This is a genomic window from Pseudomonas sp. LAMO17WK12:I10, from assembly GCF_900215185.1.
Taxonomy (GTDB): domain Bacteria; phylum Pseudomonadota; class Gammaproteobacteria; order Pseudomonadales; family Pseudomonadaceae; genus Aquipseudomonas; species Aquipseudomonas chlororaphis.
On the sequence record NZ_OBDX01000006.1, the window covers coordinates 128,906 to 154,434 of the forward strand.

At 63.9% G+C, this 25,529-nt stretch carries 24 protein-coding genes; 11 read left to right on the forward strand and 13 right to left on the reverse strand.

The features are described from left to right. Positions 1-19: 19 nt before the first annotated feature. The 4 genes from CRO75_RS09475 to katB all read right to left on the reverse strand — a co-directional run bounded on the left by CRO75_RS09475 (position 20) and on the right by katB (position 4,463). Positions 20-748: a hypothetical protein gene (locus CRO75_RS09475; RefSeq protein ID WP_097135074.1), complete on the reverse strand. Its 729-nt coding sequence runs from the start codon at positions 746-748 to the stop codon at positions 20-22. Between the two features lie 24 nt (positions 749-772). Then, positions 773-2,140, reverse strand: a complete 1,368-nt coding sequence (radA, locus tag CRO75_RS09480; RefSeq protein ID WP_007930034.1) for a DNA repair protein RadA — start codon at positions 2,138-2,140, stop codon at positions 773-775. 45 nt (positions 2,141-2,185) lie between these two features. After that, positions 2,186-2,734, reverse strand: a complete 549-nt coding sequence (locus tag CRO75_RS09485) for an ankyrin repeat domain-containing protein (RefSeq protein ID WP_053262752.1) — start codon at positions 2,732-2,734, stop codon at positions 2,186-2,188. Positions 2,735-2,921: 187 nt separating this feature from the next. After that, complete coding sequence (katB, locus tag CRO75_RS09490; RefSeq protein ID WP_009045732.1) at positions 2,922-4,463, reverse strand: catalase KatB; 1,542 nt, start codon at positions 4,461-4,463, stop codon at positions 2,922-2,924. Between the two features lie 286 nt (positions 4,464-4,749). Between katB and mscL the strand changes: the two genes are divergently transcribed. Then, positions 4,750-5,163: a large-conductance mechanosensitive channel protein MscL gene (gene mscL, locus CRO75_RS09495; protein WP_007930031.1), complete on the forward strand. Its 414-nt coding sequence runs from the start codon at positions 4,750-4,752 to the stop codon at positions 5,161-5,163. Positions 5,164-5,220: 57 nt separating this feature from the next. On the opposite strand, the gene CRO75_RS09500 is transcribed toward mscL, so the two are convergent. Continuing rightward, positions 5,221-5,997, reverse strand: a complete 777-nt coding sequence (locus CRO75_RS09500) for a ferredoxin--NADP reductase (protein WP_062824526.1) — start codon at positions 5,995-5,997, stop codon at positions 5,221-5,223. A 227-nt stretch (positions 5,998-6,224) separates the two neighbouring features. Here CRO75_RS09500 and CRO75_RS09505 point away from each other — a divergent pair, with 227 nt between their 5' ends. Continuing rightward, positions 6,225-7,349: a methyltransferase gene (locus CRO75_RS09505; protein WP_097135075.1), complete on the forward strand. Its 1,125-nt coding sequence runs from the start codon at positions 6,225-6,227 to the stop codon at positions 7,347-7,349. Between the two features lie 150 nt (positions 7,350-7,499). Here CRO75_RS09505 and CRO75_RS09510 read toward each other — a convergent pair whose 3' ends face one another. The 3 genes from CRO75_RS09510 to CRO75_RS09520 form a co-directional block, all read right to left on the reverse strand. Then, positions 7,500-7,667 (reverse strand): DUF2474 domain-containing protein, encoded by a 168-nt coding sequence (locus tag CRO75_RS09510; protein ID WP_023969448.1) that lies wholly within the window; start codon positions 7,665-7,667, stop codon positions 7,500-7,502. Between the two features lie 91 nt (positions 7,668-7,758). After that, the gene (cydB, locus tag CRO75_RS09515) at positions 7,759-8,766 is read right to left on the reverse strand and encodes a cytochrome d ubiquinol oxidase subunit II (RefSeq protein ID WP_009045736.1); all 1,008 of its coding nucleotides are present in this window, start codon (positions 8,764-8,766) and stop codon (positions 7,759-7,761) included. A 3-nt stretch (positions 8,767-8,769) separates the two neighbouring features. Then, positions 8,770-10,206, reverse strand: a complete 1,437-nt coding sequence (locus CRO75_RS09520; RefSeq protein WP_097135076.1) for a cytochrome ubiquinol oxidase subunit I — start codon at positions 10,204-10,206, stop codon at positions 8,770-8,772. A 501-nt stretch (positions 10,207-10,707) separates the two neighbouring features. On the opposite strand from CRO75_RS09520, the gene CRO75_RS09525 reads away from it, so the two are divergent. The 3 genes from CRO75_RS09525 (at position 10,708) to CRO75_RS09535 (ending at position 12,641) form a co-directional block, all read left to right on the forward strand. Beyond that, on the forward strand, positions 10,708-11,949 hold the full coding sequence (locus CRO75_RS09525) for an MFS transporter (protein ID WP_062824523.1): 1,242 nt from the start codon (positions 10,708-10,710) through the stop codon (positions 11,947-11,949). 107 nt (positions 11,950-12,056) lie between these two features. Further along, a complete protein-coding gene (locus CRO75_RS09530) occupies positions 12,057-12,335 on the forward strand; it encodes a type II toxin-antitoxin system RelE/ParE family toxin (RefSeq protein ID WP_009050976.1) in 279 nt (92 codons plus the stop codon). A gap of 15 nt (positions 12,336-12,350) precedes the next feature. Then, positions 12,351-12,641: a HigA family addiction module antitoxin gene (locus CRO75_RS09535; protein ID WP_009050977.1), complete on the forward strand. Its 291-nt coding sequence runs from the start codon at positions 12,351-12,353 to the stop codon at positions 12,639-12,641. Positions 12,642-12,644: 3 nt separating this feature from the next. Here the strand turns inward: CRO75_RS09535 and CRO75_RS09540 are convergent, their stop codons facing one another. Together CRO75_RS09540 and CRO75_RS09545 are read right to left on the reverse strand one after the other, a co-directional pair. Continuing rightward, the gene (locus CRO75_RS09540) at positions 12,645-13,196 is read right to left on the reverse strand and encodes a DJ-1 family glyoxalase III (protein ID WP_009045740.1); all 552 of its coding nucleotides are present in this window, start codon (positions 13,194-13,196) and stop codon (positions 12,645-12,647) included. A 69-nt stretch (positions 13,197-13,265) separates the two neighbouring features. Beyond that, positions 13,266-13,715, reverse strand: coding sequence for a DUF4879 domain-containing protein (locus CRO75_RS09545; RefSeq protein ID WP_062824522.1), 450 nt, complete (start codon positions 13,713-13,715; stop codon positions 13,266-13,268). A gap of 205 nt (positions 13,716-13,920) precedes the next feature. On the opposite strand from CRO75_RS09545, the gene CRO75_RS09550 reads away from it, so the two are divergent. From CRO75_RS09550 to CRO75_RS09565, 4 genes are all read left to right on the forward strand, one after another. After that, positions 13,921-15,216, forward strand: coding sequence for an NCS2 family permease (locus tag CRO75_RS09550; protein WP_009045742.1), 1,296 nt, complete (start codon positions 13,921-13,923; stop codon positions 15,214-15,216). Continuing rightward, positions 15,213-16,292 carry a tRNA (uridine(54)-C5)-methyltransferase TrmA gene (gene trmA, locus CRO75_RS09555; protein ID WP_097135077.1) on the forward strand — a complete coding sequence of 360 codons (1,080 nt, stop codon included), beginning with the start codon at positions 15,213-15,215 and terminating at the stop codon, positions 16,290-16,292. The genes CRO75_RS09550 and trmA overlap by 4 nt, the downstream gene beginning before the upstream one ends. A 334-nt stretch (positions 16,293-16,626) precedes the next feature. Further along, complete coding sequence (gene aroQ / locus CRO75_RS09560) at positions 16,627-17,076, forward strand: type II 3-dehydroquinate dehydratase (RefSeq protein WP_097135078.1); 450 nt, start codon at positions 16,627-16,629, stop codon at positions 17,074-17,076. Next, a complete protein-coding gene (locus tag CRO75_RS09565) occupies positions 17,073-17,927 on the forward strand; it encodes a shikimate dehydrogenase (RefSeq protein ID WP_097135079.1) in 855 nt (284 codons plus the stop codon). The genes aroQ and CRO75_RS09565 overlap by 4 nt, the downstream gene beginning before the upstream one ends. An 86-nt stretch (positions 17,928-18,013) precedes the next feature. Here CRO75_RS09565 and CRO75_RS09570 read toward each other — a convergent pair whose 3' ends face one another. After that, a complete protein-coding gene (locus CRO75_RS09570) occupies positions 18,014-19,213 on the reverse strand; it encodes a benzoate/H(+) symporter BenE family transporter (RefSeq protein ID WP_097135080.1) in 1,200 nt (399 codons plus the stop codon). 134 nt (positions 19,214-19,347) lie between these two features. Here CRO75_RS09570 and CRO75_RS09575 point away from each other — a divergent pair, with 134 nt between their 5' ends. Next, positions 19,348-20,835: a PLP-dependent aminotransferase family protein gene (locus tag CRO75_RS09575; RefSeq protein ID WP_097135081.1), complete on the forward strand. Its 1,488-nt coding sequence runs from the start codon at positions 19,348-19,350 to the stop codon at positions 20,833-20,835. Positions 20,836-20,839: 4 nt separating this feature from the next. Here the strand turns inward: CRO75_RS09575 and CRO75_RS09580 are convergent, their stop codons facing one another. Both CRO75_RS09580 and quiC read right to left on the reverse strand, forming a co-directional pair. Further along, positions 20,840-21,517: a TetR/AcrR family transcriptional regulator gene (locus CRO75_RS09580; protein WP_007928882.1), complete on the reverse strand. Its 678-nt coding sequence runs from the start codon at positions 21,515-21,517 to the stop codon at positions 20,840-20,842. 104 nt (positions 21,518-21,621) lie between these two features. Further along, positions 21,622-23,532, reverse strand: a complete 1,911-nt coding sequence (gene quiC, locus CRO75_RS09585; RefSeq protein WP_097135082.1) for a 3-dehydroshikimate dehydratase QuiC — start codon at positions 23,530-23,532, stop codon at positions 21,622-21,624. Positions 23,533-24,201: 669 nt separating this feature from the next. On the opposite strand from quiC, the gene CRO75_RS09590 reads away from it, so the two are divergent. Next, a complete protein-coding gene (locus CRO75_RS09590) occupies positions 24,202-25,515 on the forward strand; it encodes an MFS transporter (protein ID WP_239990567.1) in 1,314 nt (437 codons plus the stop codon). Positions 25,516-25,529 lie beyond the last annotated feature (14 nt).

The following is a 25,529-nucleotide window of genomic DNA, read 5'->3' on the forward strand; positions in this document are numbered from 1 at the left end:
GCCTCTTCCCGTCAACCGTTCAGGGGAACGCCGAGGGCTCGGGGAATTCGCTTTCCATATCCCAATAACCGGGCTGTTGCCGACTGGCGGCGGTCCACTGCCCGTCCACCCAGCGATAAATCCGGTAGGTGGTCACAAAATCGTCACCCTCGCTGGCAGGCGCTGAAGACACCTGGGCGATCGACTCGGTAGCCCCCGATGCCGATGGAAGGATCTGCCAGGCCGCCTTGCCGGTCTGGGCCATCGCCAGCGGGCGCTGCTCCCCGTTTTCGTCCCGATACAATACGGGCTCCAAGCGGCTTTGCGTCGGCGCCAGGATCTGCGTGGCCGGGCCGCTATAGCTGCCCATTGGGGCCGTCTGATCGACGGTGAGGAAAAACGCCGGGTATGGCAGGCCGCTGAGCGGCGCCTTCTCCACCTTCGCCAGCGGGTAGCCCAGGGACTGCTCGGCCAGCACTTCGCCGACCTCCGACACCAGGCGCACCCGAGCCTCCAGTTGCGGCTGGTGCTCGCTGTCCGTCGACTCGTCGAAGGTTTCCTCGTCCAGGCCGCTGCCCCAGCTCTGCGCATGCAGTTGCGCGGTGATGCGCCGGTCTTCCAGCACCTCGAGCACCGTGCCGTCGCCGACCAGCAGTTCCTGGGCGATCCGATAGCCGTGCGGCGCATCTTCCTGGCTGGCCACAGCCAGGCCGCTGGCCCACAACAGCGTAAAACCAAGGGCGCCGAGGCCCGCTCCTGTCATCCGCATCAACTGCTTCCTTTCAGTAAGGGATCATTCGAAGAGCGCATCCAGCGCCTGCTCCAGACGGGTTACCGCAATGATTCGCAAGCCCGGCGGTGGCTCTTTAGGGGCATTGCCCTTGGGCACGATGGCCCGTTTGAAGCCGTGCTTGGCCGCTTCCTTGAGGCGCTCCTGGCCGCTCGGCACCGGGCGCACTTCGCCGGACAGGCCGACTTCGCCGAACACCAGCAAGTCGTGGGGCAAGGGCCGATTGCGCAGGCTGGACATTACCGCCGCCATCAGCGCCAGGTCGGAGGCGGTTTCCAGCACCTTGACCCCGCCGACGACGTTGAGGAACACGTCCTGATCGTGGGTCGGAATGCCGCCGTGGCGGTGCAGTACCGCCAGCAGCATCGCCAGGCGGTTCTGGTCCAGGCCCAGGGTGACCCGCCGCGGATTGGCCAGGTGGCTGTCATCCACCAGCGCCTGGACTTCCACCAGCATCGGCCGGGTGCCTTCCCAGGTAGCCATGACCACGCTGCCCGGGACTTCTTCCTGGGCACGGGTGAGAAAGATCGCCGAAGGATTGGAAACTTCTTTCAGGCCGCGGTCGGTCATGCCGAACACGCCCAGTTCGTTGACCGCGCCGAAACGGTTCTTCACCGCCCGCAGCAAGCGCAGGCGGCCGTCGGATTCACCTTCGAAATACAGCACGGTGTCGACCATGTGCTCAAGGACCCGCGGCCCGGCCAGCGCGCCCTCCTTGGTCACGTGGCCCACCAGGAAGATCGCCGTGCCGCTCTGCTTGGCGTAGCGCACCAGCAGCGCCGCGCTTTCGCGCACCTGGGAAACACCGCCGGGGGCCGATTGCAGTTGCTCGGTGAAGATGGTCTGGATCGAGTCGATCACCATGACCTTGGGCTTCTCCTGCCGGGCCGTGGCGATGATGGTTTCGATACAGGTTTCGGTCATCACCCGCAGCTGGTCCTGGGGCAGGCCCAGGCGCCGGGCGCGCATCGCCACCTGTTGCTGCGATTCTTCGCCTGTGACGTAGAGCGCCGGCATGCGGGTGGCGATGTTGCACAAGGTCTGTAACAGAATGGTCGACTTGCCGATCCCCGGGTCGCCGCCGATCAGCACCACCGAACCGTCGACCAGGCCGCCGCCGAGCACCCGGTCCAGCTCGCCGGAAGCCGTGGAAAAGCGCGGGATCTCTTCGACGCTGACCTCGGCCAGGGTCTTGATCTGCGCCTGCTGCCCGGCCCAGCCGGTACGACCGCTGGGGGCCGCGGCACCGCCGCTTTCCACCATGGTTTCGGTCAGGGTGTTCCAGGCCCCGCATTCGCCGCACTGGCCGGCCCATTTGGGAAAGGTTGCGCCGCACTCGGTGCAGCCGTACATGCGCTTGGCCTTGGCCATCTGATCCCCCGGGCAAAACCGCGATGATAGCTCAGCTGGAGCGGATCAGCGCGGCGCCACCGTGCGGATTTCGCCCTCGGCCAGACGCGTGGCGCTGTTGCCCAGCGAATCTTCGGCATTCAGGTCGGCGCCTTTGGTCGCCAGGGCGTCGAGCAGCTCCACCCGCTTGAACAGCCCGGCGTACATCGCCGCCGTCTGGCCGGCGCCGTTGCGCTGGTCGGGGTTGCAGTCGGTGGCCAGCAAGCGCCGGGCGATCTTCACTTCGCCCTTGAAAATGGCGCCCATCAGCGCCGTGTTGCCTCTTTTATCCTGCACGCAGGCGTCGGCACCGGCGGCCAGCAAACGCTCCACCGCCGGCCCCTGGCCGTGATATGCCGCGAGGATCAGGGCGGTGTAGCCCTTCTCGTCCTGGGTATCGAGGGAATAACCGGCCTCGATAAAGGTATTGAGCATCTCGACGTCGCCGCGACGGGCCGCATCGAAGTAGTAATTCTCTAGTTGGACCTTGACCGCCACCGGGTCCGCGGGGGCCGGTTGCTGCGCATGAGCGCCCAGCGAGCAGGCGGCCAGCAGCAGCGAAATGAACAGGCGCATGGTGCGACTCCCTTGTCTCAAAGATTCTGTAGGAGCGAGGCTTACCCGCGATGACTTCAGCCCGGGCAAACGTTCGTCAGCTAGAACGCCATCACCGGTATTGGGGCCGCTTTGCGGCCTTTCGCGGGCAAGCCTCGCGCCTATATAAAGAGGAAGCGTCACGCCAGGGGCGTGACGCAGGGTGGGATCAATCCGACAGCTTGGCGGCCAGGGCCTTGACCCGGGCCAGGTCGCCCTTGGCCACCTTGGTCACGCCAGTGCCGTACTCCGGATCGGCCTTGTAAAGGAACGACAGCATGATGTGCTTGCTCTCGTCATCGGTGGTCGCCAGGGAGCCACCGAAGTTCTCGATCAGGTCCTGACGCTCCTTCTGGCTCAGCGAACGATACAGATCGCCGGCCTGCTTGAAGTTCTGCTCGCGCTGGATCTTCGCCTGCTGGGTGCTGCCACTCAGCGCCAGCTGGCTGTAACGCGCGCTTTGCGGCTCTTCACGCGGCATCAGGCGGCTCGGCTGGTAGTTCACGCCGGTGCTGGTGCTGCCGCTGTTCATTGCGCCGTCCTGGTTGCCATTGTTCACCGCGACTTTCGGCGCGTTGATCGGCAATTGCAGGGCATTGGCGCCCAGGCGGTACAGCTGGGTATCGGCATAGGAGAACACCCGGCCTTGCAGCAGGCGGTCTTCCGACGGCTCGATGCCCGGCACCAGGTTGGCCGGGGCCATGGCCACCTGTTCGGTTTCCTGGAACACGTTGGCCGGGTTGCGGTTGAGCACCATCTGCCCGACCTTGCGCTCAGGCACGCCCGGCCAGATCTTGGTGGCATCCAGCGGGTCGAAATCGAACTTGGCCAGATCTTCCGGCTTCAGGACCTGGACATACAGGTCCCATTTCGGGAAGTCGCCCTTGTTGATATGCGTCACCAGATCATTGGTCATATGGCTGTAATCACGCCCCTGCACCTCGACCACTTGTTTGGGATCGAGGTTGTTGATGCCCTGCAAACTCTTCCAGTGAAACTTCACGTAATGCACTTCGCCCTTGGCATTCACCAACTTGTAGGCGTGCACGCCGTTACCGTCCATTTCCCGGTAACTGGCCGGAGTGCCGGAATTGGAATACAGCTCGGTCAGGGTCCGGGTGGCTTCCGGAACATGGGAGAAGAAGTCGAAGCGCCGGGAATCGTCATCCAGGTTGGTGCGCGGGTCAGGTTTGAACGCATGCACCATGTCCGGGAATTTGATCGCGTCGCGAATAAAGAAAGTCGGGAAGTTGTTGCCGACCAGGTCCCAGTTACCATCGGCGGTATAGAACTTGGTGGCAAAACCGCGCGGGTCACGCAGGGTCTCCGGCGAGTGGTTGCCATGCACTACCGCGGAAAAACGCACGAATACCGGTGTTACCTGGCCGGCGGCGAATACCTTGGCCTTGGTCAGGTCGCTCAGGCTGTCGGTCACGGTGAAGGAACCATGGGCACCGGTACCACGGGCATGCACCACCCGCTCTGGAATGCGCTCGCGATCGAAACGCTGGAGCTTCTGGATCAACTGCACATCCTGCAGCAATACCGGTCCGGTAGCGCCCGCGGTCTGCGAGTTCTGGTTATCGCCCACCGCGGCCCCGTTATCGCGGGTCAGAGTGGCGGCCTGTACGGAAAGAGAAAGCATACTGGCGGCGAGTACGCCCAATACGCGTCGTTGGGAAAAACTCCCAAGGCCAATGATCATGGTCATGTTTTATTCCTCTGGTTTTAATCGAACGCATCCAGGTGCGCCTGTCAGAGGCTAGTGACCAAAGAGTCGAACTCTAAATAGAAAAGTCGCAACAGTCTGATTGAAAAAACATTCTGGTATCTAAGAGCAAGCGCGGGTATTTCGCGCGCGATTGATGGCACTTTGTAAACTATTTGCCGTTAACTCGGTCGATAACTGCGAACGCTGTAAGCAGTTGTTGCAAGCAAGATACCTTGTGCTGAATTACACTGCGTTCACCAACCTCATCTGTAACAAGGAATAACCTATGGGCGTGCTAAGTGAGTTCAAGGCCTTCGCGGTCAAAGGTAATGTGGTCGACATGGCCGTCGGTATTATCATCGGCGCCGCATTCGGCAAGATCGTCTCGTCGTTTGTTGGCGATGTAGTCATGCCGCCAATCGGCTTGCTGATCGGTGGGGTGGACTTCAGTGATCTGGCGATCACGCTCAAGGAAGCTGTCGGCGAGACGCCGGCCGTGGTGCTGGCCTACGGCAAATTCATCCAGAGCCTGATCGACTTCATCATCGTTGCCTTTGCCATCTTCATGGGTGTGAAGGCGATCAACCGCCTGAAGCGCGAAGAGGCCGTGGCGCCCACCCTGCCGCCGGTCCCGACCAAGGAAGAAGAGCTGCTGGGGGAGATCCGCGACCTGCTCAAGGCGCAGAACAACAAGCCCTGAGACTCCTGCCGCAACAAAACGGCGCCCCCTGCCAGTCATGCAGGCGGCGCCATTTTTTTACCAGTAGTTTTCCACCGCCACCTGCCCGGGCCGCCGGGTCAGGCTCAGGTGCATATCCCGTTGTTTGAGCAAGGCGCGGGTGTCGTCGATCATCTGTGGGTTGCCGCAGAGCATCACTCGCGAGTGCTCGGCGCTCAGGGGCACGCCAGCGACCCGTTCCAGTTCGCCGCTCTCGATCAGATGGGTGATCCGCCCGTTGAGGCTGCCCGGATGCTGTTCACGGGTCACCGTGGTGATGACTTGCAGCTTGTGGGCAACTTCCGCCAGATAATCGCGCTCCCTCAGCTCGGCCAGCAATTGCTGATAAGCCAGCTCCTTGGCTTCGCGCACGCTGTAGACCAGGATGATCCGCTCGAATTTCTCCCAGACTTCGAAGTCCTGCAGGATCGAAACAAAAGGCGCGATCCCGGTGCCGGTGGACAGCAACCAGAGGTCGCGACCATCGACGAAACGGTCCAGGGTCAGATAACCGAACGCCTGCCGGTCCACCATCAGGGTATCGCCCTCCCCCAGCCGGCTCAGCTCGCTGGTGAACTCGCCGCCGGGCACGACAATGGAGAAGAACTCAAGAAACTCGTCGAAGGGAGAAGACACCATGGAGTACGCGCGCCACACCGTGCTGCCATCGGCCTTGGTCACCCCCAGGCGGGCGAATTGCCCGGCGCGAAAGCGAAAACCCGCGTCCCGCGTGGCACGCAGGGTAAACAGGCTGGGAGTCAGGGGCTGGACGTCGAGCAAGGTCTGGCGCGTGTATTTTTCTGCACTGGCAGTCATGGCAGGCTCCAATAAGCGAATGCCCTTAGTGTCCCGCAAAGCGCGCGGCAGAAACACCGGTGGTTTGTAATGGCATAGAGCGCGGGCAATCGAGCGCAAAAAAACGTACCATTGGCCCCTCTTCGGGCACCTGCCACGCGGCCTGCGCGCCACCTGCCCGAACGGTCCAGCCCGCATCGCGCCCCTCCCGCCGGCAGGACATTCACCGATTACCAAGAGTCCGTCCCATGCCCCTGCTCGAAAGCCCCTTCGCCCAGCTCGACCTGATCCGCCAGCCCGAACAACAGAACGAGCCCCTGCAAGCTTTCGACGCGGCGGACGAGTACCTGCTCAATCACCTGGCCGAACAGCAGCCGACGGCGGACACCCGGGTGCTGGTGCTCAACGACAGTTTCGGCGCGCTGGCGGCCAGCCTGGTCGGGCGCGTACAGGTGCACAGCAGCGGCGACTCGTTTCTCGGCGCGCTGGCGCTGGAGAAAAACCTGGTGCGCAATGGCCGGCCATTCGACGCCGTAACAGTGGTACCGGCCAGCGAGCCGTTGACCGGGCCGTTCGACCGCGTATTGATCCGCGTGCCCAAGACCCTGGCCCTGCTGGAAGAACAGCTGATCCGCCTGCAAGGCCAACTGGCCCCGGGCGCCCAGGTGGTGGCAGCGGCGATGGTCAAGCACCTGCCACGGGCCGCCGGCGACCTGTTGGAACGCTACATCGGTCCGGTACAAGCCTCGCTGGCGGTGAAAAAGGCCCGTTTGCTGATCGCCACGCCGGAGGCGAAAACCCCGGCGGTTTCGCCTTACCCGACCCGCTACAAGCTCGACGAGCCCGCCATCGAGCTGCTCAACCATGCCAACGTGTTCTGCCGCGAAGGCCTGGACATTGGCACCCGCGCCTTCCTCCCGTACCTGCCGAAAAACCTCGGGAAGGCCCGGGTCGCGGACCTGGGGTGCGGCAACGGCGTGCTGGCCATCGCCAGCGCCCTGCACAACCCCGACGCCCATTACACCCTGGTGGACGAATCCTTCATGGCCGTGCAGTCGGCCCTGGAGAACTGGCGCGCGACCCTGGGCCAGCGCGAAGTGACCGTGCGCGCCGGTGACGGCCTGGCCGGGCAGGAACCGCAGTCGCTGGACGTGGTGCTGTGCAACCCGCCCTTCCACCAGCAGCAGGTGGTCGGCGACTTCCTCGCCTGGCGCATGTTCCAGCAGGCCCGCGAAGCCCTGGTGGTGGGCGGCGCGCTGTACATCGTCGGCAACCGCCACCTGGGCTATCACAGCAAGCTGGCGCGGCTGTTCCGCGGCGTCGAGCAAGTGGCCGCCACGCCCAAGTTCGTGATTCTCAAGGCGCGCAAATAATCCCCCCGGCAGCCGCCCCATTCGCGGTCGACTGCACGGCCATCGCCAGCCCCCTTTCTCTTATAAAACCCCAGGCCAAAAAAAACCCTCCAGAGGAGGGCTATAAAACCGTGCCGCAAGGCAACGGGATGGGATGAGCGGTGGTGAAAATCAGTGCGTGGTCAGGCCCGCGGCGTTCATGAACATGCGCATCAGGCTGGCGACGATAAACAGCGCGAGCACGCTGCCGACCCAGATCCCGGCGAGCCAGCCCAGGCGCTGCCAGAGCGGTTTCTTCTCGGCTTCTTCGATTTCCTGCAACGTGGGTTTACCAGCCATCATCGAATACTCCTCTCGGAATGGAGACGATGGCGTCGCTCGGGGCGCCATCGCGAGCAGGTCCGCTCCCGCACGGGGAGCGGCGCATTGACTAGTGGTAACCGTCTTCGTGGGTGACCTTGCCGCGGAACACGTAATAGCTCCAGAAGGTGTAACCCAGGATGAACGGGATGATGAACAGCGTGCCCACCAGCATGAAGCCCTGGCTTTGCGGCGGCGCGGCGGCGTCCCAGATCGAGATCGACGGCGGCACGATGTTCGGCCACAGGCTGATGCCCAGGCCGCTGTAGCCGAGGAAGATCAGCACCAGGGTCAGCAGGAACGGCGTGTAGTGAGCATTGCGGGCCACCGCGCGCAGCAGGCCGTACAGGGTCACCAGCACCAGGATCGGCACCGGCAGGAACCAGAACAGGTTCGGCAGGGTGAACCAGCGCGAGGCGATTTCCGGGTGGGCCAGCGGCGTCCAGATACTGACGACACCGATCACCGCCAGCAGCACGAAAGCCAACGGCCGCGCCAGGTCATGCATCTGCTCCTGCAGCTTGCCTTCGGTCTTCATGATCAGCCAGGTGCAGCCGAGCAAGGCATAGGCCACCACCAGCGCGCCGCCGCAGAACAGGGTGAACGGCGTGAACCAGTCCAGCGAACCGCCGGCGTACTGGCGGTCGACCACCGGCAGGCCATCGATGAAGGCACCCAGCGCCAAGCCCTGGAAGAAAGTCGCCGCCACCGAGCCGCCAATGAAGGCCTTGTCCCAGATGTGGCGCTTGGCTTCCTTGGCCTTGAAGCGGAACTCGAAGGCCACGCCGCGGAAGATCAGGCCGATGAGCATCAGGATCAGCGGCATGTACAGCGCCGAGAGCACCACCGAATAGGCCAGCGGGAAGGCGCCGAACAGCGCGGCACCGCCCAGCACCAGCCAGGTTTCGTTGCCGTCCCAGACCGGGGCGACGGTGTTCATCATCACGTCACGGTCGCGGGAGTCCTTGACGAACGGGAAGAGAATCCCGATCCCCAGGTCGAACCCGTCCATGACCACGTACATCATGATGCCGAAGATGATGATCACGGCCCAGATCAGCGGAAGATCGATACCCATGACTCAATTCCCCTTGTTCAGGCTGGTGCCGTTGTCTTCGGCATCGTCGTCGGCGGCCGACAGCGGACGGGCCGGCGTGCGTTTCTGGCCAGGACCACCGTGGCTGACTTCCGTGCCTTCGTTGGTCTTCGGCCCCTTGCGCACCAGGCGCATCATGTAGCCCAGGCCTGCCCCGAACAGCGCGAAATACACCACGACAAACAGCGCCAGGGTAATGCTCATCTGCGTCAGGCTATGTCCAGAAGACGCATCCGCGGTGCGCATCAGCCCGTAGACCACCCACGGCTGGCGGCCGATCTCGGTGGTGAACCAGCCGGCGAGGATCGCGATCAGCCCGGATGGGCCCATCCACAATGCCAGGTACAGGAACGCGCGGTTCTGGTAGATGCGGTCACGCTTGCGCAGCCACAGGCTCCACAGGCCGGTGAGGATCATCAGCATGCCCAGGCCGACCATGATCCGGAACGACCAGAATACGATGGTCGAATTCGGCCGGTCTTGCGGCGGGAACTCCTTGAGCGCCGGCACCTGCTTGTCCAGCGAGTGGGTGAGGATGAGGCTGCCCAGATACGGGATCTCGACGGCGAACTTGGTCTTTTCTGCCTTCATGTCCGGCCAGCCGAACAGGATCAGCGGAGTCGGCTCGTTACCGACGTTTTCCCAGTGCCCTTCGATCGCGGCGATTTTCGCCGGCTGGTGCTTGAGGGTGTTGAGGCCGTGGAAGTCGCCGATCACGGCCTGGATCGGCGCGACGATCAGGGCCATCCACATCGCCATCGAGAGCATGCGGCGGATCGCCGGGTTGTCACGGCCGCGCAGCAGGTGCCAGGCAGCGGACGAACCGACGAAGAACGCGGTGGCGACAAAGGCCGCCGTGGCCATATGCGCCAGGCGGTACGGGAACGACGGGTTGAACACCACCGCCAGCCAGTCCACCGGAATCACGCGGCCGTCGATGATTTCGTAGCCTTGCGGGGTCTGCATCCAGCTATTGGACGAGAGAATCCAGAAGGTCGAAATCAGCGTACCGATGGCCACCATCACCGTGGAGAAGAAGTGCAGCTTGCGCCCGACCCGGTTCCAGCCGAACAGCATGACCCCGAGGAAACCGGCTTCGAGGAAGAATGCGGTGAGCACTTCATAGGTCAGCAGCGGCCCGGTAACGGCGCCGGCAAAATCGGAGAAGCGACTCCAGTTGGTGCCGAACTGGTAGGCCATGACCAGGCCCGAGACCACCCCCATGCCGAAGTTGACGGCGAAGATCTTCGACCAGAAGTGGTACAGGTCACGGTAGGTATCGTCGCGGGTCTTGAGCCACAAACCTTCGAGCACCGCCAGGTAACTCGCCAGACCGATGGTAATGGCGGGGAACAGGATGTGGAACGAGATAGTGAACGCGAACTGAATTCGGGCGAGATCTAGTGCCTCCAAACCGAACATAAGCTTTCCTCTGTCAGGTAATACCGGCTGCCGGCTGGAGGCCTGCACCCACTGCCCCCACGGATCTGGAGTGTGGCGAATTCGAATTCGTTCTTTTTAAACCCATCGCAACGCAGGGAGTCTGGCCATCTGGCCACCAGACCCAACCTTGGAAAAGGTTTTGATCTGGATCAATCAACGTTGAAAGAGTAGTCGCATTTTCGCCGTTGGTTTGTGTGGTCTTTTGTCGCGTGACAGGTTGCCTCACCACGTCAAGCACGGGGTTTCCCCGAAGTTTTGCTCTCCCTGTAGCCGCTGCCGCAGGCTGCGATCGACCGGAACGGTCGTGGCGATTTCTGCTCCGTCGAAGGTCCTTCGGCCCTTATCGCAGCCTGCGGCAGCGGCTACAGGGATTGGGCTATTTCGAATAACCGGGATAGATGCGGGGCTAACGATTCTGCAACTATTGGTTACACCTTGGTGATAACCTCGCCCTACTCAACGCCCAGACCTGCCTTTCAGATGCCCAGCCAAGACCCTCTGCTGCTTCGCCATCACCGTCCGTTCATTGCTTTCTGGCTGGCGCGGATCTTCACCGCCAGCGGCTTCCAGATGCTCACCGTGGCCATCGGCTGGAACCTCTACCAACTGACCGGCAACGTGCTCGACCTGGGCCTGGTCGGGCTGGTGGAGTTCGCGCCGCGGGTGCTGTTCATGCTGCACACCGGGCATGTGGCCGACCGCTATGACCGGCGCAAGGTGGCAGCCATCTGCCAGTCGCTGCAGGCGCTGATCGCCCTGTCCCTGGCCATCGGCAGCGCCACCCACAACGTCACTCGCGAGATGATCTTCATCCTCGCGTTCCTGCTGGGCGCCGCCCGCTCCTTCGAGATGCCGACCACCCAGGCGCTGCTGCCGAGCATCGTGCCCAGCGCGCTGTTCCCGCGCGCCGTGGCGGCGGCCCAGTCCGCCCAGCAATCGGCGACCATCGTCGCGCCGGCCCTCGGCGGCCTGCTCTACGCCTTTGGCAGCGTGTGGGTCTATGGCCCGACCGTGCTGCTGTATGTGATCGCCTGCTGCCTGATGCTCAACCTGCCCGCGCGGCAGACGCCGCTGAACAAAGGCAAGGCCACCCTGGACTCGTTGCTCGCCGGGGTGCGCTTCATTCGCAGCCGCCCGGACATTCTCGGGGCGATCTCCCTGGACCTGTTCGCCGTATTGCTGGGCGGCGCCACCGCGCTGCTGCCGGTGTTCGCCAAGGACATCCTGCTCACCGGCGCCTGGGGCCTGGGCTTGCTGCGCTCGGCGCCGGCGGTGGGGGCACTGCTGATGTCGCTGTGGCTGGCGCGCTTTGCCGTCGACCGCCATGTCGGCCGGGTGATGTTCAGCGCCGTCGGCGTATTCGGCGTCGCCACCATCGCCTTCGGCCTGTCGACCTCGTTCTGGTTCTCGCTTGCGGTGCTGGTGGTGCTGGGCGCGGCGGACATGATCAGCATGGTGATCCGCGCTTCCTTCGTGCAGCTGGAAACCCCGGACGAAATGCGTGGCCGGGTCAGCGCCGTCAATGGCCTGTTTATCGGCGCCTCCAACCAGCTCGGCGAATTCGAGTCCGGGCTCACCGCCCACTGGTTCGGCACCGTGCCGGCGGTAGTGCTGGGCGGAGTCGGCACCCTGCTGGTGACCGGGGTGTGGATAAAACTGTTCCCGACCCTGGCCCGTCGCGATCGCATGCATGGGCCGGTGGAAGAAGAAGCCAAGGCCTGATTCGAGGCAGGCAGGAACCTCACAGGACGTCGCCGTTGATCGTCCGGTTCACGCGTTGCAATACATATCCGATGGGAGAGTGTAAGGTATCGCCTTACACTCGCCGCATGATCAAATCCTTTCAGCACAAAGGCCTCAAGGCCTTCTATGAAACGGGATCGACTCGAGGGATCCGAGCCGATCATGCGAGGCGCCTGGCGCGCATGCTGCCTTTCATGGATCACGCGACAGAGCCTGACGACCTCGACCTCCCGGGATGGCGGTTGCATCCGCTCAAGGGCGAGCGTCGCGAATACTGGTCACTGACCGTATCGGGCAATTGGCGAGTGATTTTTCGTTTTACGGGTTCGGATATCGAGCTGGTCGACTATCTGGATTACCACTGAACAGGAGGCAGGATCATGCCCATGCACAACCCGCCACATCCCGGTGAAACACTGCGTGTGGACGTATTGCCCGAGTTGGGAATCAGCGTGACGGAACTGGCCAGGCATCTTGGCTACGCCCGCCCCCATCTCTCCAAGGTGCTGAACGGCCACGCGCCGATCCGGCCGGAATTGGCGGTAAGGCTGGAACGCGCCGGAATAGGTAAAGCCAAGGTCTGGCTGGCGGTACAGGCCGACTACGATATCTGGCAGACCGAACAAGCCTTGTTACCACGCATCGAGCCCATTGCCGCTCATGTCTGCTGATCGCTAAACCAGCAACTCCCCCTCCACCACCGTCCGCCGGCCCCTGCCGCACAGTTGTTCCACCAGGGTCAGGGCAAAACTCAGGGCCGCCCCCGAGCCTTGCGCGGTGATGCAGTTGCCATCCACCACCACCGGCTGGTCGACGAAGTTGCAGCCCGACAGTTGATGGCTGGCGCTGGGCAGGCAGGTCATGCGCCGCTGGCGCAACACCCCGTAGTTCTGCAAAGCCAGGGCCGGCGCTTCGGCGATGCCGGCGAACAGGCGCCCGGCGGCGGCCTGGTCCTTGACCAATTGCATCAGCGGTTGATGGGCCGCCAGGTGCTGCGCGCCAACCGCGCCACCGGGCAGCACGATCAGGTCGAAGTGCTGGGCCAGCACATCCACCAGCATGCCGTCGGCGGTCATGCGGGTGCCGCGGGCACAAGTGAGCATGCGCCGCCCTTCGATACTGGCCACCAGCACTTCGACCTGGGCACGGCGCAGCACATCGATCAGGGTCACGCTTTGCAGGTCGTCGACGCCCTCGGCGAGGGGAATCAGGGCTCTAAAGGTCATGGGCTGTGTCCGCGGTAGGGTCTTTAAAGCTTAGTCAGCTTTAAAGCCCTCCGCGTTCGGCCGCTGCCGTCACTTGATGTAGATCTGCGCGCTCATGCTGTTGCCCGGCGCGTTGAGCGAGGTGTTGCTGAAGGTGAAGGTCCCTTCCTGCCTGCCGGCCAGGTCGAAGGTATAGATGTAGCCGACGGTGGTCCCGGAGTTGCCGCACGGCACCAGGCTGGAACCCTCTTCGCAGACCGCCGCGCGCGTGCCGTTGACCTCGAAGCCGTCCAGCGCCACCCGGGGCTGGCGGCCATAGCCGATTTCCAGCACGTACACCTTGATGTTCGGGCCCTGGTGATCGCAGGCGGTCTTGTCGCGTCCGTCCGACACATCCTCCAGGCCGCAGGACTGCGACTCGACCTTGAGGATTTCCACCTGGCTCAAGGGCGGCGCGGAACGGGCCATGGCCGGCGCCGCGCCCAACCACAGGCTGCTGGCCACTACCGCCAAGGCCATCGTTTTTATCGTGCTGTGCATAAGTCCCCCCAAAACGTCGGCGCAGTATGCCCCAGTCGCCACTCGGGCAAAACATCGCCGAGGATCGCAGCCATAGCCCTGCGCTGCTGGTATGATGCGCGGCTTTTTCCGACCCGCACAAAATCCCCGGACGCTTTTTCAGGGTCTGTGCTTTGCTGTCTGGGTCGATACATTCACGGCGCCCAGCGCGCCACGGGGAGCAGACATGCTGGAAAGGCTGTTTCAACTCAAGGCACACAACACCAATGTGCGGACCGAGATTCTCGCGGGCCTCACGACCTTCCTGGCCATGGCCTACATTCTCTTCGTCAACCCGAGCATCCTGGGCGAGACCGGCATGGACAAGGGTGCGGTGTTCGTCGCCACCTGCCTGGCCGCCGCCATCGGCTCGACCGTGATGGGCCTGATCGCCAACTACCCGATCGCCCTGGCTCCGGGCATGGGCCTGAACGCCTTCTTCACCTACACCGTGGTCCTGCACATGGGCCATACCTGGCAAGTGGCGCTGGGCGCGGTGTTCATCTCGGCGGTGCTGTTCTTCCTGCTGTCGATCTTCAAGATCCGCGAATGGATCATCAACAGCATCCCGCTGCCGCTGCGCTCGGCGATTGCCGCCGGTATCGGCCTGTTCCTGGCGCTGATCGCCCTGCACAACGCCGGCATCGTGGTCAGCAACCCGGCGACCATGGTCGGCCTCGGCGACCTCAAGCAACCGGCACCGATCCTCGCGACCCTGGGCTTCGCCCTGATCGTCGCCCTGGAAGCCCTGAAAGTCCGCGGCGCGGTCCTGATCGGCATCCTCTCGGTGACCATCGTCTCCATCGCCCTGGGCTTCACCCCGTTCGGCGGCGTGACCTCGATGCCGCCTTCGCTGGCGCCGACCTTCCTGCAACTGGACATCAAGGGCGCGCTGGACATCGGCCTGGTCAGCGTGATCTTCGCCTTCCTGTTCGTCGACCTGTTCGACAACTCCGGCACCCTGATCGGCGTCGCCAAGCGCGCCGGCCTGATGGGCAAGGACGGCCACATGCCGAAAATGGGCCGGGCCCTGATCGCCGACAGCACCGCGGCCATGGCCGGTTCGCTGCTGGGCACCTCGACCACCACCAGCTACATCGAATCCGCCGCGGGCGTCAGCGCCGGTGGCCGCACCGGCCTGACCGCCATCGTCGTGGCGATCCTGTTCCTCCTGGCGCTGTTCTTCTCGCCGCTGGCGGCCAGCGTCCCAGCCTTCGCCACCGCGCCGGCCCTGCTGTTCGTCGCGGTACTGATGACTTCGGGCCTGGCGGAAATAGACTGGGACGACATCACCGTCGCCGCCCCCGTGGTGGTCACCGCCCTGGCCATGCCGTTCACCTACTCCATCGCCAACGGCATCGCCTTCGGCTTCATTGCCTGGACCGCGATCAAGCTGCTGTCGGGCCGTGCCCGTGAGCTGAACGCGCCGCTGGTAATTCTGTCGGTACTGTTTGTGATCAAGTTGGGTTGGTTCAACGCATGACTTTCGATTCCCAGGCTTACGCCACCCAGCTCGCCGACAAGGTCGCGCGCCTGCGTGAACTGCTGGCGCCGTTCGATGCCCCCGAGCCACAGGTCTTCGATTCGCCGCTGCAGCACTTCCGCCTGCGCGCGGAGTTTCGCCTGTGGCGCGAAGCCGGCGAGCGTCACTACGCGATGTTTTCCCAGGAAGACAAACGCACGCCGATCCTGATCGAAGAATTCCCGATCGCCAGCCTGCGCATCAATCAGCTGATGCCGCGACTCAAGGCCGCCTGGCAAGCCAGCAGCGCCTTGAGCCACAAGCTGTTCCAGGTCGAGTTCCTCACCACCCTGGCCGGCGACGCGATGATCACCCTGTGTTATCACCGCCCGCTGGACGAACACTGGCACGCCGCGGCGAGCCAGCTGGCGGCCGAGCTGAACGTCAGCGTCATCGGTCGCTCCAAGGGCAAGCGCGAAGTGATCGGCCACGATTACGTGGTGGAGAAACTCGAAGTCGGCGGGCGCACCTTCAGCTACCGCCAGCCCGAAGGCGCCTTCACCCAGCCCAACGGCACGGTCAACCAGAAGATGCTCAACTGGGCCTACGACGCCCTGGGCGATCGCCCGGACGACCTGCTGGAGCTGTACTGCGGCAACGGCAACTTCACCCTGCCCCTGGCCACCCGGGTGCGCAAGGTACTGGCCACCGAGATCAGCAAGACCTCGGTCAACGCGGCCCTGAGCAACCTCAGTGAAAACGCGGTGGAGAACGTCACCCTGGTGCGTCTGTCCGCCGAAGAGCTGACCGAGGCGCTGAACGAAGTGCGTCCGTTCCGTCGCCTGCAGGGCGTGGACCTGAAGAGCTACGAGTTCGGCAGCGTGTTCGTCGACCCGCCGCGCGCCGGCATGGACCCGGACACCTGCGAGCTGACCCGGCGCTTCGACAACATCCTGTACATCTCATGCAACCCAGAGACCCTGGCGGCCAACATCGCCCAGTTGCACGACAGCCACCGCATCACCCGCTGCGCGATGTTCGACCAGTTCCCGTGGACCCACCACATGGAATCCGGGGTCTTGCTGACCCGGCGTTGATAGCCTGTCGCGAACCACAAAAAAGCCGTCCCTGCGACGGCTTTTTTGTGGCTGCGCCCTTTTATGACAACGCCTGCGCCTTGTGCACTGCCACCTTATATCGATGAACCCTCGCCTGGCGTGATTGAGGCCGGTCCGCAAGCTCCGGCAACCCTGGCCAGGTGGCAAGCATTCGCTGGCTGCGGCATGAACATGTTCGATCACCGAACACTTAATGACAGGACCTGCCTTGCCTTCTCCCGTCGCAATTGACCAAATTAACTAGTTAGTACAATTTAGCTCCAGCCGCTGGCCGCTCAAGCCACGCCCACAATAACAACGGAGAATTCCCCCCATGCGCCCTATCGTTCTGGTGCTCAACGGCCCGAACCTGAACCTGCTCGGCACCCGCGAACCCGCCACCTATGGTCACGAGACTCTGGCCGACATTTCCGCCCTGTGCGGGCGTGCCGCCGAGGAGTTCGGCCTGAGCGTGGAGTTTCGCCAGACCAACCATGAAGGCGAGCTGCTGGACTGGATTCACGGCGCCCGTGGCCGTTGCGCCGGGATCGTGATCAACCCGGCGGCCTGGACCCATACCTCGGTGGCGATCCGCGATGCCCTGGTGGCCAGCGAGCTGCCGGTGATCGAAGTGCACCTGTCGAACGTCCACGCCCGCGAACCGTTCCGCCATCACTCCTTTGTCTCGGGCATCGCCCTGGCGGTAATGTGCGGCTTCGGCAGCCATGGCTATCGCCTGGCACTGGCGCATTTCAGCCAGCGTTTTCAAGGAGCCCAGGCATGACCCAGCAGAACACAGTACTGGCCGGACTGATCGGCGCCGGCATCCAGGCCTCGCGCACCCCTGCGCTGCATGAGCACGAAGGCGACGCCCAGGGCCTGCGCTACCTGTACCGGCTGATCGACCTGGACCAGCTGCAACTCGACAGCAACGCCCTGCCCGACCTGCTGCTGGCCGCCGAACGCATGAACTTCACCGGGTTGAACATCACCTTCCCGTGCAAGCAAAGCATCATCCCGCTGCTCGACGAGTTGTCGCCGGAAGCCCGCGGCATCGGCGCGGTGAACACCGTGGTGCTCAAGGACGGCAAGCGCATCGGCCACAACACCGATTGCCTGGGTTTTGCCGAAGGTTTCCGCCGCGGCTTGCAAGACGTGGCCCTGGCGCGCGTGGTGCAGATGGGCGCCGGCGGCGCCGGTGCGGCGGTGGCCCATGCGCTGCTCAGCGAAGGCGTGCAGCAACTGAGCATCTTCGATGTGGAAAGCGCCCGCGCCCAGAGCCTGGCGGATAACCTCAACCAGCATTTCGGCCCTGGCCGGGCCAAGGCCGGCGTCGACCTGCCCGCCACCCTGGCCGCCGCCGACGGCCTGGTGAACACCACGCCCGTGGGCATGGCCAAGCTGCCGGGCATGCCGGTACCGGTCGAGTTGCTGCGCCCTGGGCTGTGGGTCGCGGAGATCGTCTACTTCCCCCTGGAAACCGAGCTGCTTCGCAACGCCCGCGCCCTCGGTTGCCGCACCCTGGACGGCGGCAACATGGCGGTGTTCCAGGCGGTGAAGGCGTTCGAGCTGTTCAGCGGCATAACGCCGGATGCCCAGCGCATGCTCGCGCATTTCCAGAGCATGAATGGCTGACAGTGCCTGACCGGGTCAGTGCGGAGCTGTAATCGGCTCCGCTCTCGACAGGTACCTGCCACACTCCCCGCGGCCATGCATGGCGACTAGGCGCATTCATGGCGACCGGCTGGCCGCAGCCGTCCGTGCATCACGCCGTGCGCCAGCAACCCCGCCAGCAAGCCCCAGAATGCACCGCCCAACCCGAACAAGGTGATATTGGCGGCGGTCGCCAGGAAGGTGATCAAGGCGGTTTCCCGGCCACTCGGCTCGACCAGCGCGGTGGCGAGGCTGCCGCCGATCGCCCCCAGCAGGGCCAGGCCCGCCAGGGTGGTGATAAAGGTCGCCGGCAGGATCACGAACAGCGCCGCCAGGGTGCTGCCGAAGATCCCCACCAACAGATAGAACACCCCACACGCGAGCCCGGCCAGATAACGCTTGGCCGGTTCTTCATGCGCCTCCTTGCCCGTGCAGATGGCAGCGGTAATGGCGGCGACGTTGAACGCATGGGAACCGAACGGCGCCATCAGCAAGGAGCCCAGGCCGGTCGCGGTGAGAATCGGATTGGCACTGGTCTTGAACCCATCGTTGCGCAGCACCAGCATGCCGGGCATGTACTGGCCGGTCAGGGTGATCAGAAACAACGGCAGGGCCACGCTCAGCAGCGCATTCAGCGAGAACACCGGCACGGTCAGCACCGGCAGGGCCGGCTTGAGTTCGAGGCTGGCGAAACTGACCTGCCCCAACCCGAGCAGCAGCACGATGCCGATCAGCAACACCCCGACAATCGCATAACGCGTAGTAAAGCGCCGTAGCAGTACATAGCTGAGCAGCAGCGCGCCCACCAGCAAAGGATCGCCCCCCGCGCCGTCGAAAGCGCCAATCCCGAAGCGCAACAGAATGCCCGCCAGCAGGCCCGCCGCGATCCCCGGCGGGATCAGCTTCACCACCCGCTCGAAATAACCCGACATGCCCAGCACCACGAAGCCGGCAGCCGACAGCATGAAGGCACCGATCATTTCCGGGTAAGGCGTGCCCGGCAATACCGCGATCAGGAAGGCCGCGCCCGGTGTCGACCAGGCGGTAATGATCGGCTCGCGGTAGCGATAGCTCAGCCAGGCGCCGGTCAGGCCGACGCCGATCGAGATCGACCAGATCCACGAGGCGGTCTGCTCCGGGCTCAGCCCGGCCGCCTTGGCCCCCTGGAAAACCAGAATGAAGGTTCCCCCGTAATTGACGATGACCGAGATCAGCGCGGCAACGCTTGGATGCAGCAGGTCAGCGATTCTGATGCTGGCGGTTTTCATCGGGGCAACCCTCTGGCTGTGTTGGCAAGGCGAGGGAGTATCCGCAGGGAATGGCCTGTATAAAATATCCACTTTCGATCAATATCCCAGACCACTTTTCCAGCTGCCGCCAACCGGCGATCCCCAGGCCCCCGATGAAAACCCGCAAAACCGCCTATCCCATCTGGAACCGTCTGCAACTGGCCAAGGACGGCCACTTGTCCTTGCGCGAGCAATTGCTGCTGTTCCTGCGCAAAGGCATCGCCGACGGCAGCGTCAAGGCCGGGATCCGCCTGCCCGCCTCACGCGTGCTGGCGACACAATTGGGGTTATCGCGCATGACCGTGACCGAAGCCTATGGGCAGTTGATCGCCGAGGGGTTCCTGGAAGCCCGGACAGGTTCGGGTACCTACGTCATGGCGCGGATCGCCGAGCAAACGGCCTCGCCGCCCGCCCGGACAGAGGCCCCCGTCGGTTCCACCCGAGCCCGGGCGCTGACGGGGACCGACTCGATGTCCGTGGCCCGGGCCGCCTGGCCGCTGACCCCAGGCCTGCCGGCGCTGGACGCCTTTCCCTATGCGCTGTGGGGGCGCCTGGAAGGCCGCTTCTGGCGACGCCGGCCACTTCCCGACCTGTCCTACGGCGACCCGCAGGGTTTCCTGCCATTGCGCGAAGCCTTGGCGGCGTACCTCGGCGCGGCGCGCGGAGTGGTGTGTCAGGCCAGTCACATTGTGATTACCCCCGGTGCCCAGGCGGCGGTGTCGATTGCCACCCTGGCGCTCACCGACCTGGGAGAGCGGGTCTGGGTCGAGAACCCCGGCTACGACGCGGCCTACCGCAGCGTGTTGCTGGCCGGTGTGCAGGCCGTGGGCGTTCCGGTGGATGCAGAAGGCCTGGATGTGCAGGCCGGCCGCCGGCTCGCGCCCGACGCGCGGCTCGCCCTGGTATCGCCTTCGCACCAGTATCCCCTGGGGGTCGGCATGAGCCTGGCGCGACGCCTGGCCTTGCTGCAATGGGCCCACGATGCCGATGCCTTCATCCTCGAAGACGATTACGACAGCGAGTTTCGCTACGGCGGCGCGCCAACCCCGGCGCTCAAGGCCCTGGACGGCAATCAGGGGCGGGTCATTTATGTCGGGACCTTGAGCAAGCTGCTGGCGCCGGGCCTGCGCCTGGGCTTCCTGGTCGCCCCCGAGGCGGTGGTGGAGGTGTTACGCAACGTGCGCAATGGCAGCGGCCACCGCGTGCCTTTGTCGCTCCAGGCGACGGCGGCGGAGTTCATCGGCAATGGTCACCTCGGCAGCCATATCCGTCGTAGCCAGGCGGTTTATGCGCAGCGTCGCGCCGCCTTGCTGGCGGCCATTCACAACGCCGGCAGCGAGCGCATGACGGTAGCCAGCAGCGCCAGCGGATTGCACCTGCTCGCCGAACTGCCCGATGGGCTCGACGACCAGGCGATCGCGGCCGCCGCCCATGCCCGGAAGATCGGCGTCGCGCCGCTGTCAGGTTTTTTCGTGGGTGCCCAGGGCGGATCACGCCCCGGCTTGCTGATGGGCTTTGGCAATACCCGGGCGGAGTCGATGCAGGATGCGGTTGCAACCCTGTGCCAGCTGATCGATCGACAGCGGGGTTCAACCGCCTAGAGGATCAGGCCTGCAAGTAGCGCAGCACCGACTCGCAGATCATCTCGCGGTGGCGCTGCTTGATCGCTTCGTCGGGCAGGTCGATCTGGAAGATCTCGCCGAAAGTGTGGCGGTTGGACACGCGGTAGAAGCAGAACGAACTGATCAGCAAATGCACATCCAGCGGGTCCAGGCCGGCGCGGAACACGCCCTCGTCGGCCCCGCGCCGGAGGATCTCGCCCAGGGCATGCAGGATGGTGTTGTTCATCGCCTTGATCGCTTCGGAGCGCTTCACGTATTCGGCGTTATGGATGTTCTCGATGCTGACGATGCGCACGAAATCGACGTTGCGGTCGTGGTGATCGAAGGTGAACTCCACCAGCCGGCGAATCGCCTCGCGCGGCGCCAGCTCCGCCAGGTGCAGGCGGCTTTCGGTGTTGCGGATATCGCCGTAGAGCTTCTCCAGCACCTCGACGTACAGCTGCTCCTTGCTGCCGAAGTAGTAATAGATCATGCGCTTGGAGGTGTGGATGCGCTCGGCGATGGCATCCACCCGAGCACCGGACAGGCCCTGCTGCACGAACTCGACAATAGCCTCTTGAAGAATGTTCTCGCGGGTCTTTTCCGGGTTGTTCTTGCGACTCTTGCGTGGCTCGATCACGGGCTGCTCGGGCGCTACGGAGAGTTCTGTGGTCATTGTCATTCTGGGGCTCACGGCCATCGCTGCACACGCGGCCGATTATGGGCCGCCTCGCGCAGCGAAGGAAAGCAGGACGGCGGCCCTTTGCCGCCGCCGTTACGAAACTCCTACAACTTCGCGTGCCGTACCCCGCCACTGCGCGACTTGGCCATGGCCGCCAGGCGTACCGCGACGTTCGCCGCGCCATAACCGACATAGCCATTCTTGCGCTGGATGATCTCGAAGAAGAAGCGCCCCTCGAACGGCTCGGTGTAGACATGGAACAGCTCGCCACCCTGTGCGTCACGGTCGTAGAGCACGTTGTAGTAGGCCAGCTCGCTGAGGAACTCGTCGTCGAAATCGAAGCGCGCCGCCAGGTCGTCGTAGTAGTTGAGCGGGATGTCCAGCAGCGGCACGCCCGCCTCCTTGGCCCGGCTGACTTCGGCAAAGATATCGTCGCAATCGAAGGCGATGTGATGCACGCCCGAGCCGCCGTAACTGGACAGCGCGTGGGAGATCGCGGTCTTGCGGTTCTCGGAAATGTTCAGCGGCAAACGAATGGTGCTGCAACGGCTGCGCAGCGCCCGGCTCTTCACCAGGCCGTAGGGATCGGGCAGCACCACTTCGTCGTCGGCGGTGAAATCCAGCAGGCTCTTGTAGAACAGCACCCAGCTGTCGAGGCTGTCGGCCGGCAACGCCATGGCCATGTGATCGATGCGCTTGAGGCCGCCCTTGGCCACCACGCCCGGGAGCATATTGAAATCGGTGTCGTACAGGTGCTGGCCGCCCTGCTCCTGGTCCACCAGGTAGATCAGGCTGCCATCCAGCTCGCGCACGGCGGCCAGTTCCAGTTCATTGGGGCCCACCAAGCCGCGGTATGGCTGGCCCTTGTAGGCCACCGCGCGCTCCAGCGCCTTGGCGCTGTCCTTGACCCGGATCGCCGTGGCGCACACCGAGGGGCCGTGGGCTTCGAAGAAGCTGTGGGCAAAGGAATAAGGCTCGGAGTTGAGGATCAGGTTGATATCGCCCTGGCGCATCAGGCTGACATTCTTCGAGCGGTGCTGGCCGGCCCTGGCGAACCCCAGGCGTTCCAGCCAGCCGCCAAGCTTGGCGCCCAGCGCTTCGTCCACGGCGAACTCGAGAAACTCGGTGCCGCCATATTCACTGGCCGGCGGCGGCGCGAACAGCGTATCGATATTGGCCACCGGCGTGGCTTCCTGCGCCAGGCGCTGGCGGGTTTTCTCCTCGAGGTACAGCAGCGAGCGCAGGCCGTCCGCGGCGTTGGCCCGCGGTGGCGCGGCGCGGAAACCGTCATTGAAGATCTCCAGGGACAAAGGCCCGGTGTAGCCGCTCTTGATGATCGGCGCGAGGAACCCCGGCAGGTCGAAATCGCCCTGCCCCGGGAAGCAGCGAAAATGCCGGCTCCACTCCAGCACGTCCATGGCCAGGATCGGCGCGTCGGCCATCTGCACGAAGAAGATCTTGTCCCCGGGAATCTCGGCGATCGCCGCCGGGTCGCCCTTGAGCGACAAGGTGTGGAAGCTGTCAAGCAGCACGCCCAGGCTCGGATGGTCGGCCTCACGGACGATATCCCAGACCTGTTGATAAGTATTGACGTGCCGGCCCCAGGCCAGGGCTTCGTAACCTATCCGCAGGCCACGTCTGCCAGCGCGCTCGGCCAGCAGGCGCAGGTCGTCCACCAGGATCTGCCGGTCGCCGACGCTGTCGGCCGCGGCATTGCTGCACACCAGCACCAGGTCGGTGCCCAGTTCCTGCATCAGGTCGAACTTGCGCTCGGCGCGTTCCAAGTTGCGTTGCAGGCGGTCGCGGCGGCAACCTTCGAAATCGCGAAAAGGCTGGAACAGAGTGATGGCGATGCCCAGGTCCGCGCACATCTGGCGGATTTCCCGGGGGCTGCCGTCGTAGTAGAGCAGGTCGTTCTCGAAAATCTCCACGCCGTCGAAACCGGCGGCGGCAATGGCTTCGAGCTTTTCCGGCAGGGTACCGCTCAAGGAGACGGTGGCAATGGAACGCTGCATGTTTCAACTCCCGGTAATGACCACAGATCGGGCGCCGTGCCTGTGGCCGCTGCCGCAGGCCCTCCAGCGCACTGAAGATCCCGCGCCCGCTTCGCGGGCGATCGCAGCCTGCGGCAGCGGCTACAGGTACGTTTGTTATTGGATGCGGCGGATTATTGAGCCGGGCATTGCAGACAGCAATTCAAAGTGTACGAACCAGTTAGTTTTTCGTGCGATTATCGAACAAAATGGCCGTTGGCGAATTGACGATTTTTCGTCCACTGCGCACCATCGACAGCACATTGAGCCGGCACCGAACCGCCGGCTTCAATCACCCAGACCCAGAACACACCATAAAAATTTCAAAAATCGGGTACACCCTCATGCTTGCACTCAACGCCACACCTCTCTGCCTGGCCCTCTGGCCCTCACCCGGCCACGCCTCCAACAGCCGCCTTCAGACGGACGCACTATGGCCCCTGGGCTGACCATGCCCGCACGCTGATCAACCCGCTTTCCACCGCCGCGCCCGACGCGCGTCGACCAAAGCACTCAGCCGATCGATCATCGAGTTCACCCGCGGCCCGTCCGCATAGCCGACAATCGATCACGCGCCCTTGAGTCCCGACGAGTTGTCCCTCGTCAGTCATTGAACGGATGGCACACATGATTCCTTCTCAAAGCTCCCGCATGGCCCCGAGCCTCGGCACCGCCTCCGGCGGCATCGGCGACAAGATCCGCGGCGCCATGGCGGTCGGCAAGACCCGCTGGGGCATGCTCGCCCTGGTGTTCTTCGCCACCACCCTGAACTACATCGACCGCGCCGCACTGGGTGTGATGCAGCCGATCCTGGCCAAGGAAATGAGCTGGACGGCGATGGACTACGCCAACATCAACTTCTGGTTCCAGGTCGGCTACGCCGTCGGTTTCGTCCTGCAAGGACGGTTGATCGACCGGGTCGGCGTCAAGCGCGTGTTCTTCTTCGCCGTGCTGCTGTGGAGCCTGGCCACCGGCGCTCATGGCCTGGCCACCTCTGCCGCGGGCTTCATGGTCTGCCGCTTCATCCTCGGGCTGACCGAAGCCGCCAACTACCCGGCCTGCGTGAAGACCACGCGCCTGTGGTTCCCGGCCGGCGAACGCGCCGTGGCCACTGGCATCTTCAACGCCGGGACCAACGTCGGCGCCATGTTCACGCCAATGCTGCTGCCGTTGATCCTGCACGCCTGGGGCTGGCAGGCGGCGTTCCTGTGCATGGCTGCGCTGGGCGGCATCTGGCTGCTGTTCTGGGGCCTGAAGTACTTCAACCCGGAAGATCACCCGAGCGTCAAACAGTCCGAGCTCGAGTACATCCAGAAAGAAGTCGAACCGGAACAGACCCGTGTGCCCTTCTCGCGCATCCTGCGCATGCGCGGCACCTGGGCCTTCGCCCTGGCCTACGCGATCACCGCGCCGGTGTTCTGGTTCTACCTGTACTGGCTGCCACCCTTCCTCAACCAACAGTACAACCTGGGCATCAACGTGACCCAGATGGGCATCCCGCTGATCATCATCTACCTGACCGCCGACTTCGGCAGCGTTGGCGGCGGCATCCTCTCGTCGTTCCTGATCGGCCGCGGGGTCAACCCGATCAAGGCGCGCCTGATGTCCATGCTGCTGTTCGCCTGCTGCATCGTCGGCGTGATCATGGCCGCCGGGGCCAGCAACCTGTGGCTGGCGGTGTTCGCCATCTCCCTGGCCATCGGCGCGCACCAGGCCTGGACCGCCAACATCTGGAGCCTGGTGATGGACTACACGCCCAAGCACATGATGAGCACGGTGTTCGGTTTCGGCGGCATGTGCGCGGCCATCGGCGGCATGTTCATGACCCAGCTGGTGGGCCATATCCTGACCGTCACCAACAACAACTACACCGTGCTGTTCACCCTGATCCCGGCGATGTACTTCATCGCCCTGACCTGGATGTACTTCATGGCTCCCCGCAAGATTCCGAAAGTAGAAGACTGACGCTTTCCTCTCGC

Coding starts and splice junctions, on each gene's coding strand:
- CRO75_RS09475 (WP_097135074.1), bottom strand. CDS start 748: ATGCGGATGACAGGAGCGGGCCTCGGCGCCCTTGGTTTTACGCTGTTG.
- radA (WP_007930034.1), bottom strand. CDS start 2,140: ATGGCCAAGGCCAAGCGCATGTACGGCTGCACCGAGTGCGGCGCAACC.
- CRO75_RS09485 (WP_053262752.1), bottom strand. CDS start 2,734: ATGCGCCTGTTCATTTCGCTGCTGCTGGCCGCCTGCTCGCTGGGCGCT.
- katB (WP_009045732.1), bottom strand. CDS start 4,463: ATGACCATGATCATTGGCCTTGGGAGTTTTTCCCAACGACGCGTATTG.
- mscL (WP_007930031.1), top strand. CDS start 4,750: ATGGGCGTGCTAAGTGAGTTCAAGGCCTTCGCGGTCAAAGGTAATGTG.
- CRO75_RS09500 (WP_062824526.1), bottom strand. CDS start 5,997: ATGACTGCCAGTGCAGAAAAATACACGCGCCAGACCTTGCTCGACGTC.
- CRO75_RS09505 (WP_097135075.1), top strand. CDS start 6,225: ATGCCCCTGCTCGAAAGCCCCTTCGCCCAGCTCGACCTGATCCGCCAG.
- CRO75_RS09510 (WP_023969448.1), bottom strand. CDS start 7,667: ATGGCTGGTAAACCCACGTTGCAGGAAATCGAAGAAGCCGAGAAGAAA.
- cydB (WP_009045736.1), bottom strand. CDS start 8,766: ATGGGTATCGATCTTCCGCTGATCTGGGCCGTGATCATCATCTTCGGC.
- CRO75_RS09520 (WP_097135076.1), bottom strand. CDS start 10,206: ATGTTCGGTTTGGAGGCACTAGATCTCGCCCGAATTCAGTTCGCGTTC.
- CRO75_RS09525 (WP_062824523.1), top strand. CDS start 10,708: ATGCCCAGCCAAGACCCTCTGCTGCTTCGCCATCACCGTCCGTTCATT.
- CRO75_RS09530 (WP_009050976.1), top strand. CDS start 12,057: ATGATCAAATCCTTTCAGCACAAAGGCCTCAAGGCCTTCTATGAAACG.
- CRO75_RS09535 (WP_009050977.1), top strand. CDS start 12,351: ATGCCCATGCACAACCCGCCACATCCCGGTGAAACACTGCGTGTGGAC.
- CRO75_RS09540 (WP_009045740.1), bottom strand. CDS start 13,196: ATGACCTTTAGAGCCCTGATTCCCCTCGCCGAGGGCGTCGACGACCTG.
- CRO75_RS09545 (WP_062824522.1), bottom strand. CDS start 13,715: ATGCACAGCACGATAAAAACGATGGCCTTGGCGGTAGTGGCCAGCAGC.
- CRO75_RS09550 (WP_009045742.1), top strand. CDS start 13,921: ATGCTGGAAAGGCTGTTTCAACTCAAGGCACACAACACCAATGTGCGG.
- trmA (WP_097135077.1), top strand. CDS start 15,213: ATGACTTTCGATTCCCAGGCTTACGCCACCCAGCTCGCCGACAAGGTC.
- aroQ (WP_097135078.1), top strand. CDS start 16,627: ATGCGCCCTATCGTTCTGGTGCTCAACGGCCCGAACCTGAACCTGCTC.
- CRO75_RS09565 (WP_097135079.1), top strand. CDS start 17,073: ATGACCCAGCAGAACACAGTACTGGCCGGACTGATCGGCGCCGGCATC.
- CRO75_RS09570 (WP_097135080.1), bottom strand. CDS start 19,213: ATGAAAACCGCCAGCATCAGAATCGCTGACCTGCTGCATCCAAGCGTT.
- CRO75_RS09575 (WP_097135081.1), top strand. CDS start 19,348: ATGAAAACCCGCAAAACCGCCTATCCCATCTGGAACCGTCTGCAACTG.
- CRO75_RS09580 (WP_007928882.1), bottom strand. CDS start 21,517: ATGACAATGACCACAGAACTCTCCGTAGCGCCCGAGCAGCCCGTGATC.
- quiC (WP_097135082.1), bottom strand. CDS start 23,532: ATGCAGCGTTCCATTGCCACCGTCTCCTTGAGCGGTACCCTGCCGGAA.
- CRO75_RS09590 (WP_239990567.1), top strand. CDS start 24,202: ATGGCCCCGAGCCTCGGCACCGCCTCCGGCGGCATCGGCGACAAGATC.